The 18,085-nt window shown below is 70.4% G+C and carries 19 protein-coding genes; 6 read left to right on the top strand and 13 right to left on the bottom strand.

Translation table 11 applies throughout. The features are described from left to right. Nucleotides 1-8 precede the first annotated feature (8 nt). Nucleotides 9-644: a TIGR03085 family metal-binding protein gene (locus BIV24_RS20490; RefSeq protein WP_071367832.1), complete on the top strand. Its 636-nt coding sequence runs from the start codon at nt 9-11 to the stop codon at nt 642-644. 103 nt (nt 645-747) lie between these two features. On the opposite strand, the gene hisF is transcribed toward BIV24_RS20490, so the two are convergent. From hisF to hisD, 8 genes are read right to left on the bottom strand one after another with little or no spacing between them, the layout of a single operon-like run. Next, a complete protein-coding gene (gene hisF / locus BIV24_RS20485) occupies nt 748-1,503 on the bottom strand; it encodes an imidazole glycerol phosphate synthase subunit HisF (RefSeq protein ID WP_071367831.1) in 756 nt (251 codons plus the stop codon). Then, on the bottom strand, nt 1,500-1,904 hold the full coding sequence (locus BIV24_RS20480) for a RidA family protein (RefSeq protein WP_071367830.1): 405 nt from the start codon (nt 1,902-1,904) through the stop codon (nt 1,500-1,502). Before BIV24_RS20480 ends, hisF begins: the two co-directional genes overlap by 4 nt. Next, nucleotides 1,901-2,626, bottom strand: coding sequence for a bifunctional 1-(5-phosphoribosyl)-5-((5-phosphoribosylamino)methylideneamino)imidazole-4-carboxamide isomerase/phosphoribosylanthranilate isomerase PriA (priA, locus tag BIV24_RS20475; protein ID WP_071367829.1), 726 nt, complete (start codon nt 2,624-2,626; stop codon nt 1,901-1,903). Before priA ends, BIV24_RS20480 begins: the two co-directional genes overlap by 4 nt. A 3-nt stretch (nt 2,627-2,629) precedes the next feature. Beyond that, a complete protein-coding gene (hisH, locus tag BIV24_RS20470) occupies nt 2,630-3,286 on the bottom strand; it encodes an imidazole glycerol phosphate synthase subunit HisH (RefSeq protein ID WP_071367828.1) in 657 nt (218 codons plus the stop codon). After that, nucleotides 3,277-3,441 carry a hypothetical protein gene (locus BIV24_RS34495; protein WP_177198771.1) on the bottom strand — a complete coding sequence of 55 codons (165 nt, stop codon included), beginning with the start codon at nt 3,439-3,441 and terminating at the stop codon, nt 3,277-3,279. The genes hisH and BIV24_RS34495 overlap by 10 nt, the downstream gene beginning before the upstream one ends. A gap of 4 nt (nt 3,442-3,445) precedes the next feature. Next, entirely contained in the window at nt 3,446-4,048 is a 603-nt protein-coding gene (hisB, locus tag BIV24_RS20465) for an imidazoleglycerol-phosphate dehydratase HisB (protein ID WP_071367827.1), read from the bottom strand. Beyond that, nucleotides 4,045-5,154 (bottom strand): histidinol-phosphate transaminase, encoded by a 1,110-nt coding sequence (locus tag BIV24_RS20460; RefSeq protein WP_071367826.1) that lies wholly within the window; start codon nt 5,152-5,154, stop codon nt 4,045-4,047. The genes hisB and BIV24_RS20460 overlap by 4 nt, the downstream gene beginning before the upstream one ends. Further along, the gene (hisD, locus tag BIV24_RS20455; protein ID WP_071367825.1) at nt 5,151-6,494 is read right to left on the bottom strand and encodes a histidinol dehydrogenase; all 1,344 of its coding nucleotides are present in this window, start codon (nt 6,492-6,494) and stop codon (nt 5,151-5,153) included. Before hisD ends, BIV24_RS20460 begins: the two co-directional genes overlap by 4 nt. Before the next feature lie 376 nt (nt 6,495-6,870). On the opposite strand from hisD, the gene BIV24_RS20450 reads away from it, so the two are divergent. The 4 genes from BIV24_RS20450 to BIV24_RS36670 all read left to right on the top strand — a co-directional run bounded on the left by BIV24_RS20450 (nt 6,871) and on the right by BIV24_RS36670 (nt 9,951). Further along, nucleotides 6,871-8,451, top strand: coding sequence for an oxidoreductase (locus BIV24_RS20450; protein ID WP_071367824.1), 1,581 nt, complete (start codon nt 6,871-6,873; stop codon nt 8,449-8,451). Nucleotides 8,452-8,547: 96 nt separating this feature from the next. Continuing rightward, nucleotides 8,548-9,288, top strand: a complete 741-nt coding sequence (locus tag BIV24_RS20445) for an LON peptidase substrate-binding domain-containing protein (protein ID WP_071367823.1) — start codon at nt 8,548-8,550, stop codon at nt 9,286-9,288. A gap of 39 nt (nt 9,289-9,327) precedes the next feature. Further along, nucleotides 9,328-9,837: a Cys-tRNA(Pro) deacylase gene (ybaK, locus tag BIV24_RS20440; RefSeq protein ID WP_071367822.1), complete on the top strand. Its 510-nt coding sequence runs from the start codon at nt 9,328-9,330 to the stop codon at nt 9,835-9,837. 39 nt (nt 9,838-9,876) lie between these two features. Continuing rightward, nucleotides 9,877-9,951, top strand: coding sequence for a hypothetical protein (locus tag BIV24_RS36670; protein WP_465269763.1), 75 nt, complete (start codon nt 9,877-9,879; stop codon nt 9,949-9,951). A 65-nt stretch (nt 9,952-10,016) separates the two neighbouring features. Here BIV24_RS36670 and BIV24_RS20435 read toward each other — a convergent pair whose 3' ends face one another. The 4 genes from BIV24_RS20435 to BIV24_RS20420 all read right to left on the bottom strand — a co-directional run bounded on the left by BIV24_RS20435 (nt 10,017) and on the right by BIV24_RS20420 (nt 13,947). Continuing rightward, the gene (locus BIV24_RS20435; RefSeq protein ID WP_079168417.1) at nt 10,017-10,706 is read right to left on the bottom strand and encodes a DUF2567 domain-containing protein; all 690 of its coding nucleotides are present in this window, start codon (nt 10,704-10,706) and stop codon (nt 10,017-10,019) included. 34 nt (nt 10,707-10,740) lie between these two features. Then, nucleotides 10,741-11,559, bottom strand: coding sequence for an ABC transporter permease (locus BIV24_RS20430; protein WP_071367820.1), 819 nt, complete (start codon nt 11,557-11,559; stop codon nt 10,741-10,743). Nucleotides 11,560-11,650: 91 nt separating this feature from the next. After that, nucleotides 11,651-12,622: an ABC transporter ATP-binding protein gene (locus BIV24_RS20425; protein ID WP_071367819.1), complete on the bottom strand. Its 972-nt coding sequence runs from the start codon at nt 12,620-12,622 to the stop codon at nt 11,651-11,653. A 110-nt stretch (nt 12,623-12,732) separates the two neighbouring features. Continuing rightward, entirely contained in the window at nt 12,733-13,947 is a 1,215-nt protein-coding gene (locus tag BIV24_RS20420) for an NYN domain-containing protein (protein WP_071367818.1), read from the bottom strand. Nucleotides 13,948-14,169: 222 nt separating this feature from the next. On the opposite strand from BIV24_RS20420, the gene BIV24_RS20415 reads away from it, so the two are divergent. Then, complete coding sequence (locus tag BIV24_RS20415; RefSeq protein WP_071367817.1) at nt 14,170-14,349, top strand: hypothetical protein; 180 nt, start codon at nt 14,170-14,172, stop codon at nt 14,347-14,349. 142 nt (nt 14,350-14,491) lie between these two features. Here the strand turns inward: BIV24_RS20415 and dnaE are convergent, their stop codons facing one another. After that, nucleotides 14,492-18,031, bottom strand: a complete 3,540-nt coding sequence (dnaE, locus tag BIV24_RS20410; protein WP_071367816.1) for a DNA polymerase III subunit alpha — start codon at nt 18,029-18,031, stop codon at nt 14,492-14,494. Between the last annotated feature and the right edge of the window lie 54 nt (nt 18,032-18,085).

The raw sequence follows: 18,085 nt of genomic DNA, 5'->3' as shown, positions 1-18,085 counted from the left end.
CTGACTGCATGTCGACCCATGCCAAGCGTGAACGGCTTCTCCTCGCCGACCTGTTGGAGGCCACCGGCCCGGACGCCCGCACCCTGTGCGAGGGCTGGACCACCCGTGACCTAGCCGCGCATGTGGTGGTGCGCGAGCGCCGCCCGGACGCGGCCGGAGGCATCCTCGTCAAGCAGCTGCTGCCACGCCTGGAGCGCGTGATGACGGAGTTCGCCGCGAAACCGTACGAGGAGCTGATCCAGCTCATCCGTACGGGCCCGCCGCGTTTCTCGCCGTTCGCGCTGAAGCAGATCGACGAGATGTCGAACACCGTCGAGTTCTACGTCCACACCGAGGACGTGCGCCGGGCACAGCCCGACTGGACGCCGCGCCATCTGGACGCGGTGTTCCAGGACGCGCTGTGGTCGCGGCTGGAGCGCACGGCCCGGCTGACCGGCCGCGGCGCGCCCACGGGCCTGGTGCTGCGCCGCCCGAACGGGCAGACGGCGGTGGCGCACCGGGGCACTCCGGTGGTGACGGTGACCGGCGAGCCCTCGGAGCTGCTGATGTTCGCGCTCGGACGGCAGGGGGTGGCGGACGTGGAGCTGGAGGGCGACAAGGACGCGATCGCGAAGGCGCAGGAGACGAAGGAACTGGGGCTCTGAGCGGCCGGCGCCGCGCGTGACACGGGAAAAGGGCCCCGGTCGTCGGGGCCCCTCCCGCTTACGGCCTCCACCTGGGCCGCGGCGCGCGGTACCGGCCTGGCGCCTACCTGACGGGGTGCCCCGCCTCCCGCAGCGTTTGCTTCACCTCGCCGATCCGCAGGTCCCCGAAGTGGAACACCGAGGCCGCCAGCACCGCGTCCGCGCCCGCCGCGATCGCCGGCGGGAAGTCGGCCAGCTTGCCCGCGCCGCCGGACGCGATGACGGGAACCGTCACGTGCTTGCGTACGGCCTCGATCATCTCCAGGTCGTAGCCGTCCTTGGTGCCGTCCGCGTCCATCGAGTTCAGCAGGATCTCGCCCGCGCCCAGCTCCGCGGCCCGGTGCGCCCACTCGACCGCGTCGATGCCGGTGCCGCGACGGCCGCCGTGGGTGGTCACCTCGAACGAACCGGACTCCGTACGGCGCGCGTCGACCGAGAGCACCAGCACCTGGCGGCCGAAGCGCTCGGCGATCTCGCGGATCAGGTCCGGGCGCGCGATCGCGGCCGTGTTGACGCCCACCTTGTCGGCGCCCGCGCGCAGCAGCCGGTTGACGTCCTCGGCCGTGCGGACCCCGCCGCCGACCGTGAGCGGGATGAACACCTGCCCGGCGGTGCGGCGCACCACGTCGTAGGTCGTCTCACGGTTGCCCGAGGACGCGGTGATGTCCAGGAACGTCAGTTCGTCGGCGCCCTCGGCGTCGTACACCTTGGCCATCTCGACGGGGTCGCCCGCGTCGCGCAGGTTCTGGAAGTTGACACCCTTGACGACCCGGCCGTTGTCCACGTCCAGGCAGGGGATGACTCGGACCGCCAGGGTCATGAATCCACGGCTCCTCTGAATGCCTCTAGTTCCACTTCGACCAGGATGCGCGGGTCGACGAAGCCCTCCACGACCAGCAGGGTCGAGACCGGACGCACCGAGTCGAACAGCTCTTTGTGGGCCCGGCCCACCTCGTCGACGTCCCGCAGGTGCGCCAGGTACATCCGGGTCCTGAGTACGGACTCGACACCGAGCCCGAACTCGCCGATCGCCTCGACCGCGTCGGCGAAGGCCACCTTGGCCTGCTCGTACGGGTCGCCCTCGCCGTACAGCACGCTGCCCTTGAAGGCACTGGTGCCGGCCACCAGGACGCGGTCGCCCGCCGCGACGGCGCGCGCGAACCCGAAGTTCTCTTCCCAAGGACTTCCACTCTGCACGCGCCGTACGGCTTCGGACGTCATGACGACACAGCCTCCAAGGCTTCTTCCAGGGTGAACGCCTTCGCGTACAGGGCCTTCCCGACAATCGCGCCCTCGACACCGAGGGGGACGAGGTCGGCGATCGCCCGCAGGTCGTCCAGGGACGAGACCCCGCCGGAGGCGACGACCGGACGGTCCGTCGCCGCGCAGACGTTCTTCAGCAGCTGCAGGTTCGGGCCCTGGAGTGTGCCGTCCTTGGCGATGTCCGTGACGACGTACCGCGCGCAGCCCTCGTTGTCGAGGCGCTCCAGCGCCTCGTAGAGGTCGCCGCCGTCGCGGGTCCAGCCGCGACCGCGCAGGGTCGTGCCGCGTACGTCGAGACCGACCGCGATCTTGTCGCCGTGCTCGGCGATGACCCCGGCGACCCACTCGGGGCTCTCCAGGGCGGCCGTGCCGAGGTTCACCCGCGTACAGCCGGTGGCCAGGGCCGCGGCCAGGGTGTCGTCGTCCCGGATGCCTCCGGACAGCTCGACCTTGATGTCCATCGCCCCGGTGACCTCGGCGATGAGCGCGCGGTTGTCACCGGTGCCGAACGCGGCGTCCAGGTCGACCAGGTGCAGCCACTCGGCGCCCGCCCGCTGCCAGGCCAGGGCGGCCTCCAGGGGGGAGCCGTACGAGGTCTCCGTGCCGGACTCGCCGTGCACGAGGCGGACGGCCTGGCCGTCGCGGACGTCGACCGCGGGGAGGAGTTCGAGCTTGGCCATGGTCTACAGGGTTCCGATCCAGTTGGTGAGGAGCTGCGCTCCGGCGTCGCCGGACTTCTCGGGGTGGAACTGCGTGGCCCACAGGGCGCCGTTCTCCACGGCCGCCACGAAGGGCTTGCCGTGCGTCGACCAGGTCACCTTGGGGGCCTGCAGCAGGGGGCTGTGCGTCTCCAGCTGCCAGTCGTGGACGGCGTAGGAGTGCACGAAGTAGAAGCGCGCGTCCGCGTCCAGACCGGCGAACAGCTCGGAGCCCGTCGGTGCATCGACAGTGTTCCAGCCCATGTGGGGCACGATCTCGGCCTGAAGCGGCTCGACCGTGCCGGGCCACTCGTCGAGGCCCTCGCTCTCCACGCCGTGCTCGATACCGCGGGCGAACAGGATCTGCATGCCGACGCAGATGCCCATCACCGGGCGCCCGCCCGCCAGGCGGCGCTCGATGATCCAGTCGCCGCGCGCCTGCTTCAGGCCCTGCATGCAGGCGGCGAAGGCGCCGACGCCCGGCACCAGCAGGCCGTCGGCGTTCATGGCCCGGCCGTAGTCGCGGGTGATCTCGACGTCGGCTCCCGCGCGGGCGAGGGCGCGCTCGGCGGAGCGGACGTTACCGAAGCCGTAGTCGAAGACCACGACCTGCCGCTTTTTGACCGGGATGCTCAATTCCACACCTCCAGCCGCAGGACGCCCGAGACGAGACACATCGCCGCGCCTATCGACAGCAGCACGATGAGGTTCTTGGGCATCTTCTGCTTGACGAAGGAGATGACGCCGCCGCCGAGGAAGAGGCCGACGACGATCAGCAGGGTCGAGGTTCCGTTCATGGCTTTACAGCGCACCCTTCGTGGACGGGAGAATGCCGGCGGCGCGGGGGTCGCGCTCGCTCGCGTAGCGCAGGGCCCGCGCGAGCGCCTTGAACTGGCACTCCACGATGTGGTGCGCGTTGCGTCCGTACGGTACGTGCACGTGCAGCGCGATCTGGGCCTGGGCGACGAAGGACTCCAGGATGTGCCGGGTCATCGTGGTGTCGTACGCGCCGATCATCGGCGCCATGTTCTCGGGCTCGGTGTGCACGAGGTAGGGCCGGCCGGACAGGTCGACGGTGACCTGGGCGAGGGACTCGTCGAGCGGGACCGTGCAGTTGCCGAAGCGGTAGATCCCGGTCTTGTCGCCGAGTGCCTGTTTGAAGGCGGCGCCCAGCGCGAGGGCGGTGTCCTCGATGGTGTGGTGCGAGTCGATGTGCAGATCGCCGTCGGTCTTCACGGTCAGGTCGAACAGACCGTGGCGGCCGAGCTGGTCGAGCATGTGGTCGTAGAAGCCGACGCCCGTGGAGATGTCGGTCCTGCCGGTGCCGTCGAGGTCGATCTCCACGACGACCGACGTCTCCTTGGTCGTCCGCTCGACTCTTCCGATGCGACCCTCGCGAGTCATGTGCTCTGCTCCTTCTTCAACTCACGTACCGCGTCGAGGAACGCGTCGTTCTCCTCCGGCGTTCCGGCGGACACACGCAACCAGCCCGGTACCCCGTTGTCCCGGACCAGGACGCCCCGGTCGAGGATCTTCCGCCAGGCCTCCTGGGCGTCGGCGAAGCGCCCGAACTGGACGAAGTTCGCGTCGGACTCGGTGACCTCGTAGCCGATCGCCCGCAGTTCGGTGACCAGCCGGTCCCGCTCGCACTTCAGCTGCTCGACGTACTTCAGCAGCGTATCGGTGTGCTCCAGCGCGGCCAGGGCGGTCGCCTGCGTGATCGCCGACAGGTGGTACGGCAGCCGGACGAGCTGGACGGCGTCCACGACCGCGGGGTGCGCGGCGAGGTAGCCGAGGCGCAGACCGGCAGCTCCGAACGCCTTGGACATGGTCCGTGAGACGACGAGATTCGGCCGACCTTCGATGAGGGGCAGCAGCGAGTCGCCGTGGCTGAACTCGACGTACGCCTCGTCCACGATGACCATGGACGGCTTGGCCGTCTGCGCGGCCTCGTACAGGGCGAGGACCGTCTGCGCGGGAACCGCGTTCCCCGTGGGGTTGTTGGGGGTCGTGACGAAGACGACGTCCGGCCGCTGCTCGGCGATCGCCTGTTCGGCGGCGGCCAGGTCGATCGTGAAGTCCTCGCCCCGCGGACCGGCGATCCAGCCCGTGCCCGTGCCGCGCGCGATGAGCGCGTGCATCGAGTACGACGGCTCGAAGCCGATCGCGCTGCGGCCCGGCCCGCCGAAGGTCTGCAGCAGCTGCTGGATGACCTCGTTGGAGCCGTTGGCCGCCCAGACGTTCTCGGCGCCGACCCGGTGCTTGCCGGTCTTCGTCAGATACTCGGCGAGCTTGGTGCGCAGCTCGACCGCGTCCCGGTCCGGGTAGCGGTTCAGGTCGCGGGCTGCCTCGCGCACACGCTCGGCGATCCGTTCGACCAGCGGTTCGGGCAGCGGGTACGGGTTCTCGTTGGTGTTCAGCCGTACGGGAACGTCCAGTTGAGGGGCGCCGTAGGGGGACTTGCCGCGCAGCTCGTCCCGTACGGGAAGATCGTCGATTCCGATGCTCACTTGCTCTCAGGCACCTTCCAACCGAACCTTGCCTTGATCGCCGCGCCGTGCGCCGGCAGGTCCTCCGCCTCCGCCAGCGTCACCACGTGATGAGCGACGTCGGCCAGCGCGTCCTTCGTGTAGTCGACGATGTGGATGCCGCGCAGGAAGGACTGGACGGACAGACCCGAGGAGTGGCAGGCGCAGCCGCCGGTCGGCAGCACATGGTTGGAACCGGCCGCGTAGTCGCCCAGCGAGACCGGCGCCCAGGGGCCGACGAAGATCGCGCCCGCGTTCCGTACCCGGTCGGCCACCGCGGCGGCGTCGGCCGTCTGGATCTCCAGGTGCTCGGCACCGTACGCGTCGACCACCCTGAGGCCCTCGTCGACGCCGTCGACCAGCACGATCGCGGACTGCTTGCCCGCGAGGGCGGGGCGGATCCGGTCCTCGACGTGCTTGGTGGCCTCGACCTGCGGCTGAAGCTCCTTCTCCACCGCGTCGGCCAGCTCGGTCGAGTCGGTGACCAGGACGGCGGCCGCCAGCGGGTCGTGCTCGGCCTGACTGATCAGGTCCGATGCCACGTGCGCCGGGTCGGCGGTCGCGTCCGCGAGGATCGCGATCTCGGTGGGGCCGGCCTCGGTGTCGATGCCGATCCTGCCGGTGAAGTAGCGCTTGGCGGCGGCGACCCAGATGTTGCCGGGGCCGGTGACCATGTTGGCGGGCGGGCAGGACTCGGTGCCGTACGCGAACATCGCGACCGCGGTCGCGCCGCCGGCCGCGTACACCTCGTCGACGCCGAGCAGGGCGCAGGCGGCGAGGATCGTCGGGTGCGGCAGGCCACCGGCTGGGTCGTTTTCAAAAGCGGGGGCCTGGGCCGGGGAGGCGAGCGCGATCGACTCGACGCCGGCCTCCTGCGCGGGCACGACATTCATGATCACGGAGGACGGGTAGACGGACCGGCCGCCGGGCGCGTACAGCCCGACGCGCTCGACCGGCACCCACTTCTCGGTGACCGAGCCGCCGGGCACGACCTGGGTGGTGTGCGCGGTGCGGCGCTGCTCGCGGTGGACGAGACGGGCGCGGCGGATGGACTCCTCCAGGGCCGCGCGCACGGCCGGGTCCAGCTCCTCGAGCGCCTTGCCGAGCGCCTCCGCCGGGACCCGTACGGATGCGAGCCGGACTCCGTCGAACTTCTCCGCGAAGTCGATCAGCGCCGCGTCGCCCCGATGATGCACGGCTTCGCAGATCGGACGCACCTTCTCCAGGGCGGCCTGAACGTCGAAGTCGGCTCGGGGCAGCAGGTCGCGCAGGGCGGGGCCCTCGGGGAGGGCGTCGCCGCGCAGATCGATTCGGGAGATCACAGGCCCAATTCTCTCAGACGGCGACGACGGGCCGGAGGGCCGTATCACTGGCTGAAACGCGGCGTGGACGGGTGGGCGGCTTCCGTGACCGGGGTACTTCGCGCGGCGACCGCCAGGACACGGGCCGCACACCGCCACCGACGCGGCAACGCTCGGCACCCCGGGCGCAGGGGCGGGCCCGGGGCGGGCCGCGCGTGTCGCAGCCCGCCCCGCGCATACGGCTGGTCCCCGTGGTGTGCAGGACGGGGCGTGGCCGGATCCCGATGGCCGGCACGACACCCGGAAGATCCCCTTCACCCAGCGCGTTCGGCCCGTCGCACAGCGGGCATGAACGGTCGTACACAACCCACGAGCAGCCGAGAGGGAAGGAACAGCCGTGACCGAGGGTGCCGGCCTCAGCGCCGGGGGCCTGCCGGACGACCTGACCACCGCCGAGGCCGGGATGTGGCAGGCCTTCCGCAACGGCAGCGTGTACGACCTGCGCGGCGGGGACGTGAGCGTGGACGATCCCCACGGTGGCCACCCCTGGGGGCCCGAGCGCACCGTGCGGGCGTGGATCGTGGCATGGCTGCTCCTCGACGGGCCGCCCGCGCTGCCGGGGCGGGTCCCGTCTCTGGAGCTGACCGGCGTGCAGATCACGGACACGCTGGATCTCGCGGGCGGCACGGTCGTGCCGTACGTGGAGCTGAAGGGCTGCCGGATCGAGAAGGAGGTCCTGCTGCCGGAGGCCCACTTCACGACCCTGCGGCTGGTGAACTGCTCGGTGCCGCGGCTGGAGGCGGCGCGGGTGCGCACGGTGGGCGATCTGCATCTGCCGCGCTGCCGGTTCCACAACGGCATACGGCTCACCGACGCGCACATAGGCACCGATCTCCTGCTCAATCAGGCGGTCGTCCACCGCGACCGGCGCGGGCGTTCGATCACCGCGGACGGGATGACGGTCGGGCAGGACCTGCAGGCCGAGATGCTGGAGTCGCACGGCGAGCTGAGCCTGCGCAGCGCCAAGGTCGGTGTGTCGCTGAGTCTGCGCGGCGCCCGGCTGGCCAACCCGTACACCCGGCTGGCGCTGAACGCCCCTCGACTGACCGTCGAGCGGACGCTGTACCTGACCCCGGCGGCCGTCGGTAACCCGCTGTTGACCAGCGGTACCACGCCCGCGCGCGGGACCCGGGTGCAGCGGTTCGAATGCCGGGGCGGGATCCGGCTGGACGACGGGCGGTTCGGGGACGCCGTCGACCTGGACCGGGCCCGGTTCGTGCTCGACGATGACCAGGAGCTGTCGCTGCGCCGGGTCCAGACACCCGAGCTGCGCTTCCTGGGCGACCGGCCCGAGCGCGGCAAGGTGATCATGTCGGGCGCGCGGACGGTGAACCTGGTCGACCGCTGGACGAGCTGGCCGGGCCTGGGCGATCTGCACATGGGCGGCTTCGTCTACGAGAACCTCGTCCCGCAGGACGCCTTCCCGCTCGTGCGGCGCCTGGAGTGGGTGGCGGCGGCGACCGCCGAGTACAACCCGGAGCCGTACGAGCGGCTCGCGACCGTGCTGCGCAACTCCGGGGAGGACGAGGACGCACGCGAGGTGCTGCTCGCCAAGCAGCGCCGGCGCCGCGAGACGCTCCCGCTCGCGGCCAAGCTGTGGGGGTACGCGCAGGACTGGACCGTCGCCTACGGCTACCGGCCCGGCCGCGCGGCGGTGTGGATGGCGGTGCTGTGGGCGGCGGCGTCGCTCGCGTTCTCGCACGCGAGCCATCCGCCGGTCAGCAAGGACGGGCATCCGGCATGGAACCCCTCCCTCCTCGCCCTGGACCTGCTACTGCCGGTCATCGACCTCGGCCAGGCAGGCCGGTGGCAACTGAGCGGGGGCTGGCAGTGGGCGTCGACGGCGGTGATCCTGCTCGGCTGGATCCTGGCGACCACGGTCGCGGCGGGGGCGACACGGCTGCTGCGGCGCGGCTGAGCAGCGCGGGGCGCAGGCACCCTGCCGGGCACCTCTCTTCCCACGGAGTGAGCGCACCGGACACACGCCCGCCCGGGACCATTAGGCTTTCGGGTCGTGACCACCGTCCGGCTCCCGCTCTTCCCGCTGAACTCGGTACTGTTCCCGGGGCTCGTTCTCCCGCTGAACGTCTTCGAGGAGCGCTATCGCGCCCTGATGCGCGACCTGCTGAAGACCCCCGAGGACGAACCGCGCCGCTTCGCCGTCGTGGCCATCCGCGACGGCCACGAGGTCGCGCCGAGCGCGCCCGGCATGCCGGACCCGACGGCCCTGCCCGTCCGCGGGCCCGCAGCGGGCTTCGGCCCCGACCCGGCCAAGGCGTTCCACTCGGTGGGCTGCGTCGCGGACGCGGCGACGATCCGGGAGCGCACCGATGGCACGTTCGAGGTGCTGGCGACGGGCACGACGCGGATCCGACTGCTGTCGGTGGACGCGTCGGGCGCGTATCTGACCGCCGAGGTGGAGGAGCTGCCGGAGGAGCAGGGCGACGAGGCGGGCGCGCTGGCCGAGGGGGTGCTGCGGGCTTTCCGCCAGTACCAGAAGCGGCTGGCGGGCGCGCGGGAGAGGTCCCTGTCGGCCGGCGTGGAACTGCCGGACGAACCGGCGGTGGTGTCGTACTTGGTGGCAGCCGCGGTGATGCTGGACACGCCGACGAAGCAGCGGCTGCTCCAGGCGCCGGACACCTCCTCCCGCCTCCGTGACGAGCTGAAAATGCTGCGGGCGGAGACGGCGATCATCCGCAGTCTGCCGTCGTTGCCGGCGTCGGACCTGACGCGGGTTCCGACCAGCCTCAACTGAGACAGGGGCCGACGCGGCCGTCTGGGAGGATGCAGGCCCATGGCCAAGAAGTCGAAGAAACAGCAGGAAAAAGGGGCAGGTGGAACGCCGGCGACGGTGGCGCTGACGGCCGCCGGGGTGGAGTTCACGGTCCACTCCTACGACCACGACCCCTCGCACCCCTCCTACGGCGACGAGGCGGCCGAGGCGATGGGAGTGTCCCCCGACCGGGTCTTCAAGACACTGGTGGCGGACGTGGACGGCGCGCTGGTGGTCGGGGTGGTCCCGGTGGCGGGCTCACTGGACCTGAAGGCGCTGGCGGCGGCCGTGGGCGGCAAGAAGGCGGCAATGGCGGACCCGGCGCTCGCCGAACGCACGACGGGGTACGTGCGCGGCGGCATCTCCCCCCTGGGCCAGCGCAAGAGGCTGCGCACGGTCCTGGACGAGTCGGCGTCGTCGCACGCCACGATCTGCGTCTCGGCGGGCCGCCGGGGCCTTGAGGTGGAAGTGTCCCCCGCGGACCTGGCGAACCTCACGCAGGCGGCCCTGGCCCGGATCGGCCGGGCCTGACGACTCGACGAACGGCCTGTCCTCGGCTAGTAGGGATATATGTCGAAGAGGACACGTAAGCGCAAATGGCGCATGAAGAAGGGCCACGCGAATCACGGCCACCGCCCGGCGTGACCACGCACGCCCCTCACCCCGGCGCCGGACAGCCCCTCGGCTGCTCCGGCGCTCCAGGAGGGCCCTTATGCCGACGGCGGCGCAGCCGACTCGTACGGCGTCGCATACGGATCCGGATCCCGCGGACCGAACAGCCCCGTCAGCCCGAGGTGGACCACCAGCGCGGCCACCGGCCATGCGAGCAACGCCCCCTTCGCCCCCAGTTTCAGCGGCGCGGAGAACGTCACCCCCTTGCCCACGGCCTTCGCATGCGCGATCACGTCCTGTGTGGGCCCCAGCCAGACTCCCACCCGCCATGCGAGCAGCGAGCCGAGAAGTCCGCCCACGACGAGCGCCACCACCAGCGGCACCCCGCCTCGCTTGCGCACCAGGAAGACGACCAGTGCGCTGACCAGTCCGAAGCCGAGCGCGAGCAGCGTGAACGTACCGTCCACCGCGATGGCCTGCTCCCCCTCGGTGTCCTTCAGGTAGACCACCCAGTTCTTGCCGACCAGATCCCCCACCAGCGGCACCCGCGGCGCCAGCCACGCCCACAGCACCCCGAGCAGCACCCCGGCGAGGGCGACGCCCACCGTGATGACGGCCGCCTCCCGTACCTCGGTCCTCATCCCGGGCCCGTCATGCCCGTACAGGGACGTGGCGCCGTGCGGAGCGGGCCCCGTCATCCCGGGGGCGGACGCCGCCTGCCACGCGTTCGGCGAGGAGTCCGGGCGCTGTTCATGCGGCGGCGGTGGCGGAGTCAACGGAGCGGTCACCTTCACATCCTGCCAGGCGTATCTGTCAGTTGCGTCACCGGACGGCTGCCCTGCGGTACGCCCAGGTCGCCATCGCCAGCGAGGCCACCCCGACGGCGCCGCACACGGCGAGGTCGCCGAGGACGGACACCCAGTCCGGGTGCTCGCCGAAGGTCCTGGCGAACGCCTCGACACCGTAGGTGGACGGCAGCAGATCCCGTACGAGTTGCACGGTCTCCGGCATCCGGTGGGCCGGCAGGACCCCCAGCAGCAGTGCCGCCGACATGCCCAACTGCCCGAGCAACGTGGCCAGTTCAGGCCGCGGAGCGAGCAGTCCGAGGGCAGCCCCGAGCCCGGACAGCGCGGCCCCGGCGAGCGGGATCACCACTGCCAGCACCCACAGGTGGGCCATCGGCAGCCCGAACAGCACACACCCGAAGACGGCGGTCACCACGGTCCCGGGCACCGTGAACGACGCGTACGCCCCCGCCGCCCCCAGCACCACCGCGGCGGCCGGCGCCGGAAGCGTGGCGTAGTGGTCGAGCCCGCCGCTGCTGCGCAACTGGCCGAAGTACTGCGCCAGCAGGTTCAGCCCGACGTACGCGACCACCAGCACGGAGGACCCGGCGACCACGGACCGCGCGTCGCCCCCGCCGTCCACGACCCCGCGCATCATGATCATGATGCCGACCGACTGGAAGGTCGCGACGAACAGCAGCGGGATCCGCGCGACCCGCGCCCGGGACAGCTGGGCCCGGTACACGGCGGCCAGCGACGGCCACAGTCGCGCTCGCGGCCCGAGGGCGGCCTCGCCCAGGGTGTCGCCCTCCGCCATCCCGGCGCCGGGCAGAACCTCGGCGGGTACGGCACTCACGTCGCGCTGCTCCTCTTCGCTCCTGCCGCCGCTCCGTCCCCGACGAACGCGGCACCCCTTCCGCTCCCTACGGATACGACGACCCGCGCGCTCATGCCTTCACCAACCCCTGGGCACTGCCTCCGAGTGCCAGATAGACATCTTCCAGGCTCGGCGTGGCCAGTGTGAAGTCGTCGAGTGCGGCAAAGGCGGCGCCCCCGGTCACGGTGGCGACGGCCGCCCGCGCCTCCTCGGGGGCCATCCGCAGCGACCAGCGACGCCCGGACTCGACGGCCCGGGTGCGCAGCGCCGCGACCTCGGGCACCTCCAGCGGCGCCCGGTCGCGCCACACGAGTTCGACACGCACCTCGCCCGCGACCTGCTCCTTGAGCCCCGCAGGGGTGTCGCAGGCGATGACGCGCCCCTGGTCGAGGACGGCGACCCGGTCGAGGACGGTCTCCGCCTCGATGACGTTGTGGGTGACCAGCAGGACGGTCGTCCCGCGCTCGGCCCGCCGCCGGTCCACGGCGGCCCAGACGGCCCGCCGGGCGACCGGATCCATACCGGTGGTCGGCTCGTCGAGTACGAGCAGTGGCCGCTCCCCCACGAGTGCGGCGGCGAAGCAGGCGAGCCTGCGCTGACCGCCGGAGAGCTTCTTGAGCGGCCGAGAGGCGATCGGCGTGAGCCCGAGCTCGTCGAGCACGGCGTCCCTCTCCGAGCGCGCCTGCCGCAGATCGAGCCCGCGCAGCCGCCCGGTGGTCTCGGCCGCGAGCGAGACGGTCAGCTCGTCGAGGGCGGTGGACTCCTGGCCGAGGTAGGCAAGGATCCGCGCGGCCCGTTCGGGGTGGCGCACGATGTCGTGTCCGAGGATCTCGACACTGCCGCGATCGGGCCGCATCAGCCCGGTCAGCTGCCGTACGAGGGTGGACTTGCCGGCGCCGTTCGGTCCGAGCAGCCCGAAGATCTCACCGCGCCGGATGTCCAGGCACAGGTCGTCGGTGGCGCGCACCTCGGGCGTCCCGGGCGCGCCGCGTCGGCCCCGTATCGCCGGATAGGTCTTGGTCACTCCGCGCACGGCGCACACGACCTCGCGACTTTGCGGATGTGTCGGTGCGGCGCGCGTATTCACAAGGGACGAGGGTACGGGGTGCCGCACGGTGAACGGTTCCCGGGGCTGGTCACCCGCACGGACCACTACTCCCCTGCGGGGGCGTGCTCCGATGCCGTGAGCTGGTCGATCTCGCGCCAGAATCCCGCCCGGATCGCGTACCGGTCGTGCTCGTCGATCTGGTCGTCCTTGTGCGCGAGCAGCCCGAACCGGGCCGCGTACCGCAGCAGTTCGCCGTCGATGCGGTGCGGAATCCGCGGATACATGCCCGACAGCTTCTGCAGATGCGACGGATCGGTGAGCCGTCCGATCCACCGCCGCGCGAAGACCTGCCCCACCTCGTACGGGTCACCGCCGACCGTGGTGATGTCCTCCTCCCGGTCGGCCCACCGCTGCTCGGCGGTCGTCAGCTGTGCCAGCGTCGGCAGGAAGGCCGCCTCGGGTGACTCCGCCGTCGCGGGCCGGTCCACCCACCCCTTGTCGGACGACCATCGCAGCGTCGCTCCGGCAGGCTGCGGCACGGACTGCGTCCCGGGCGCCCGCAGGGCCGCCAGGTCCTTCGGGGTCGGTACGCCCTTGGCCGTCGGCATCCGCTCCTGGCCGCCGTTCTGCGCGGCGGCCGGCGAGGCGTGCACCGGCTCCTCGGCAGGTCGTTCCGTGGTGGCCGCGAGCGCGGACTCGGGCAGTGGTGCCGACAGGATCGCGGCGATCTCCGGCCGCGGCACCGGCGGGGGCGCACACACTCCGCCCAGTTCCTTGGCGCGTACGGCCCTGGTGATCCACTCCCGGTCGAGCACCCTGCGCTCGTCGGCCTCCGCGACCAGGTCCTCGGACTGGTTGTAGTCGCCGTCCGCGGCCTGGACGGCCCACAGGTGCACGGCGACCCCGTGCTCCTTCGCGGCCATCATGCCCGGAAGCAGATCGCCGTCCCCGGTGACGAGCACGATGTCCGAGCAGGCGCGGTTGCGGGCCAACTCGGTCAGCTCGGCGTGCATGGCGGCGTCAACGCCCTTCTGCGCCCACCGCCCGTCGCTGCGGGTCAGCGCGCCCAGCCGCACGGTCACCCGGGGCATCACGCGCAGCCTGCGGTGCTCCGGCTGCGGCAGGCGGTCGGGGGCGCCGTCGAACCAGTAGATGCGCAGCAGCGGCCGCTGCGTATCGGACTCGGCGCGCTCACGCAGTCCCTGGATGAGAGCGGCATGGTCGACGGCGATCCGCGACCGGGAGGGCTCCCCGGCGAGCAGACTGGCGGCGGCCCCGAGCAGATATCCGGCGTCCACCAGGACGATGCAGCGGTCCACGCGATCCACCCTCTTTCCGGGAGGTTTGCCTCGGGCTTGATTCGAGTCTGCCCGACCGCACCGAGGTTAACGGCCCGAACTCGATCTTCGGCGTGGCGTATCCGGACATAGTTCCCCGACAGCCCTTGTCACACACGGTAATTGTCCGACATGCGAGTGTTGTCAGCCTATGTGAATCTGGTCCCGGCCCTGGCCCCTAGATCCCCCACAGGAGGCATCACCATGGCCAAGAACAAGAACCGCAAGCAGGCTGCCCAGCAGAGCCGCTCCTCCCAGACCGAGAAGACGCAGGAGCAGGCGGAGAGGTCCACGGCGGAGACCCACCAGTCCCCGATCCCGCAGACCCAGGGCGGCCCCGCGGATGTTGCCCGTAAGCAGCAGAAGCGCTTCGGTCACAACTGAGGCCCGGCATCGGGCGCGTGATGTGATTTCCGGGTGATGCCCCTCGGACCCTCCGCCGGTGGGTCTGCTGAAGCCCGGGCACACACGCAGGGGCGCACCCGGCAACGGGTGCGCCCCTCACATGCGTTGTCGCTCCGGGTGATCAGCCCGCCAGACAGGACGGGCCGAGCAGGACCTTGAGATCGCCGTAGAGCGCCGGGTCCGGCTTCACGCGGTGCCGGTCCAGTCGCAGGACGGTCGTCTTGCGCGGCCCCTGGAGCTTGATCCGCACTTCGCTGTCGCCCTTGTGCTGGCTGAGGATCTCACCGAGGCGGCTCACCATCGGCGGGGTGACCTTCACCGCCGGGATGGTGAGCACCACGGGCGCATTGGTACCCGCAGCCGACAGGTCCGGGACCATCAGTTCCATCGCGACCAGCCGCGGCACGTCCTCGCGCTTGTCGAGGCGGCCCTTGACGAACACCACGGCGTCCTCGACGAGTTGGGTCGACACCAGTTGGTAGGTCGCCGGGAAGAACATGCACTCGATGGAGCCGGCCAGGTCCTCCACGGTGGCGATCGCCCAGGCGTTGCCCTGCTTGGTCATCTTGCGCTGCAGGCCCGAGATGATGCCGCCGATGGTCACCACCGCGCCGTCCGCGTGCTCGCCGCCGGTGAGCTGGTTGATGCCCGCGTCCGCCTTGTCGGAGAGCACGTGCTCCAGGCCGAAGAGCGGATGGTCGGAGACGTACAGACCGAGCATCTCCCGCTCCTGGGCGAGCAGATACGTCTTGTCCCACTCCTCGTCGGTGAAGGTGACGTCCAGGCCGAAGCCGGGCTCGCTGCTCTGCTCCTCGCCCATGCCGCCGAAGAGGTCGAACTGGCCCTCGGCCTCCTTGCGCTTGACCGCGACCACGTTGTCGATCATCGGCTCGTACTGCGCGGTGAGGCCCTTGCGGGTGTGACCCATGGTGTCGAAGGCGCCGGCCTTGATCAGCGATTCCGTGGTGCGCTTGTTGCAGACCACCGCCTCGACCTTGTCGAGGTAGTCCGGGAAGGACGTGTACTTCCCCTTGGCCTTGCGGCACTTGATGATCGACTCGACGACGTTGGTGCCGACGTTGCGGACGGCGGAGAGACCGAACAGGATCACGTCGTCGCCCTGGGCGGCGAAGTTCTGCTCGGACTCGTTGACGTTCGGCGGGAGCACCTTGATGCCCATGCGGCGGCACTCGTTGAGGTAGACGGCCGACTTGTCCTTGTCGTCCTTGACCGAGGTCAGCAGGGCGGCCATGTACTCGGCGGGGTGGTTCGCCTTCAGGTAGGCGGTCCAGTACGAGACCAGTCCGTACGCCGCGGAGTGAGCCTTGTTGAAGGCGTAGCCGGCGAAGGGGACCAGCACGTCCCACAGGGCCTGGATCGCCTCGTCGCTGAAGCCCTTGTTGCGGGCACCGGACTGGAAGATGGTGAAGTTCTTCGCCAGTTCCTCGGGCTTCTTCTTGCCCATCACACGCCGCAGCACGTCGGCCTCGCCGAGCGTGTAGCCCGCGATGATCTGGGCGGCCTTCTGCACCTGCTCCTGGTAGACGATCAGGCCGTAGGTGACGTCCAGGACCTCCTTGAGCGGCGCCTCCAGCTCCGGGTGGATCGGTGTGATCTCCTGCTGGCCGTTCTTGCGCAGCGCGTAGTTGGTGTGGGAGTTCATGCCCATCGGGCCCGGCCGGTACAGGGCCGACACGGCGGAGATGTCCTCGAAGTTGTCCGGCTTCATCAGCCGCAGCAGCGAGCGCATGGGGCCGCCGTCGAACTGGAAGACGCCGAGCGTGTCGCCGCGCTGGAGCAGTTCGAAGGTCGTGGGGTCGTCCAGCGGGAGGCCCAGCAGGTCGATGTCGACGCCCTTGTTGGACTTCACCATCTTGACGGCGTCGTCCATGATCGTCAGGTTGCGCAGGCCGAGGAAGTCCATCTTCAGCAGGCCGAGCGACTCACAGCTCGGGTAGTCCCACTGGGTGATGGTGACACCGTCGGTGTGCCGGACCCAGACCGGCACGTGATCGGTGATGGTCTCGCTGGACATGATCACGCCGGCCGCGTGCACGCCCATCTGCCGCACCAGGCCCTCGACGCCCTTGGCGGTGTCGATGACCTTCTTCACGTCCGGCTCGTTCTCGTACATCCCGCGCACCTCGCCGGCCTCCGAGTAGCGCGGGTGGTTCGGGTCGGTGATGCCGGACAGCGGGATGCCCTTGCCGAGGACGTCGGCCGGCATCGCCTTGGTGATGCGGTCGCCCATCGCGTACGGGTAGCCCAGCACGCGTGCGGAGTCCTTGATCGCGTTCTTGGCCTTGATGGTGCCGTACGTGCCGATCATGGCGACCTTGTCGGCGCCGTACTTCTCCGTCACGTACCGGATCACCTCGACGCGCCGACGCTCGTCGAAGTCGATGTCGACATCGGGCATCGAGATGCGCTCGGGGTTGAGGAACCGCTCGAAGATCAGACCGTGCGGAATCGGGTCGAGGTCGGTGATGCCCATGGCGTAGGCGACGATCGAGCCTGCCGCGGAGCCTCGGCCGGGGCCCACCGCGATGCCGTTGTTCTTGGCCCACATGATGAAGTCGGCGACCACGAGGAAGTAGCCCGGGAACCCCATCGAGATGATGACGTCCATCTCGTAGTCCGCCTGCTTCTGACGGTCCTCGGGAACGCCGCCCGGGAAGCGGCGCTCCATGCCGCGGCGGACCTCCTCCTTGAACCAGGTGACCTCCGTGTAGCCCTCGGGGATGTCGAACTTGGGCATGAGGTCGCGCTTCTCGAACATGCCTGTGGTGTCGATCTGCTCGGCCACCAAAAGGGTGTTGCGGCAGCCCTCCTGCCAGGCGTCCGAGGAGTCGATGGCGTACATCTCGTCCGTGGACTTCAGGTAGTAGCCGGTGCCGTCGAACTTGAAGCGGTCCGGGTCGGAGAGGTTCTTGCCGGTCTGGATGCACAGCAGGGCGTCGTGGGCGCCGGCCTCGTGGGCGTAGGTGTAGTGCGAGTCGTTCGTGACCAGCGGCGGGATACCGAGCTTCTTGCCGATCTCCAGCAGGCCGTCGCGGACCCGGCGCTCGATCTCGATGCCGTGGTCCATCAGCTCCAGGAAGTAGCGGTCCTTGCCGAAGATGTCCTGGTACTCGGCGGCCGACTTCAGGGCCTCGTCGAACTGGCCGAGGCGCAGCCGGGTCTGCAGCTCGCCAGAGGGGCAGCCGGTGGAGGCGATGAGCCCCTCGGACCACTGGGCGATGGTCTCCTTGTCCATCCGGGGCCACTTCTGCAGCCAGCCCTCGGCGTAGGCGTCCGAGGAGAGCCGGAAGAGGTTGTGCAGGCCCGTCCCGTTCGCCGCCCAGATCGTCTTGTGGGTGTAACCACCCGAACCGGAGATGTCGTCCCGCTTCTGGTGCGGCTGGCCCCACCGGATTTTGCGCTTGTTGCGCCGCGACTCGGGGGCGACATATGCCTCGATGCCGATGATCGGGGTGATCCCGGCCTTCTTCGCGGAGTGGAAGAAGTCATACGCACCGTGGAGGTTGCCGTGGTCGGACATGGCGATGTGTGTCATGCCCATCTCATTGCAGGCGTTGAACATGTCCTTCAGCCGCGCGGCACCGTCCAGCAGCGAGTACTGGGTGTGGACGTGCAGGTGCGTGAACGGCGGCTTTGACACGGCTGGAGCCTCCTATTGGCAAGTGTGGCGCGAAGCGCCTCGTTGAGGGGTGGT

The sequence above is a fragment of the Streptomyces colonosanans genome (genome assembly GCF_001866645.1).
In the GTDB taxonomy this organism is placed as follows: Bacteria; Actinomycetota; Actinomycetes; order Streptomycetales; family Streptomycetaceae; genus Streptomyces; species Streptomyces colonosanans.
Note: the sequence above shows the minus strand (reverse complement) of the source record. Positions and strands in the feature narration are given on the sequence as shown.

Coding starts and splice junctions, on each gene's coding strand:
- BIV24_RS20480 (WP_071367830.1), bottom strand. CDS start 1,904: ATGACGTCCGAAGCCGTACGGCGCGTGCAGAGTGGAAGTCCTTGGGAA.
- ybaK (WP_071367822.1), top strand. CDS start 9,328: ATGGCCAAGAAGTCGAAGAAACAGCAGGAAAAAGGGGCAGGTGGAACG.
- hisB (WP_071367827.1), bottom strand. CDS start 4,048: ATGACTCGCGAGGGTCGCATCGGAAGAGTCGAGCGGACGACCAAGGAG.
- hisF (WP_071367831.1), bottom strand. CDS start 1,503: ATGACCCTGGCGGTCCGAGTCATCCCCTGCCTGGACGTGGACAACGGC.
- BIV24_RS20490 (WP_071367832.1), top strand. CDS start 9: ATGTCGACCCATGCCAAGCGTGAACGGCTTCTCCTCGCCGACCTGTTG.
- priA (WP_071367829.1), bottom strand. CDS start 2,626: ATGGCCAAGCTCGAACTCCTCCCCGCGGTCGACGTCCGCGACGGCCAG.
- BIV24_RS34495 (WP_177198771.1), bottom strand. CDS start 3,441: ATGAACGGAACCTCGACCCTGCTGATCGTCGTCGGCCTCTTCCTCGGC.
- BIV24_RS20415 (WP_071367817.1), top strand. CDS start 14,170: ATGGCCAAGAACAAGAACCGCAAGCAGGCTGCCCAGCAGAGCCGCTCC.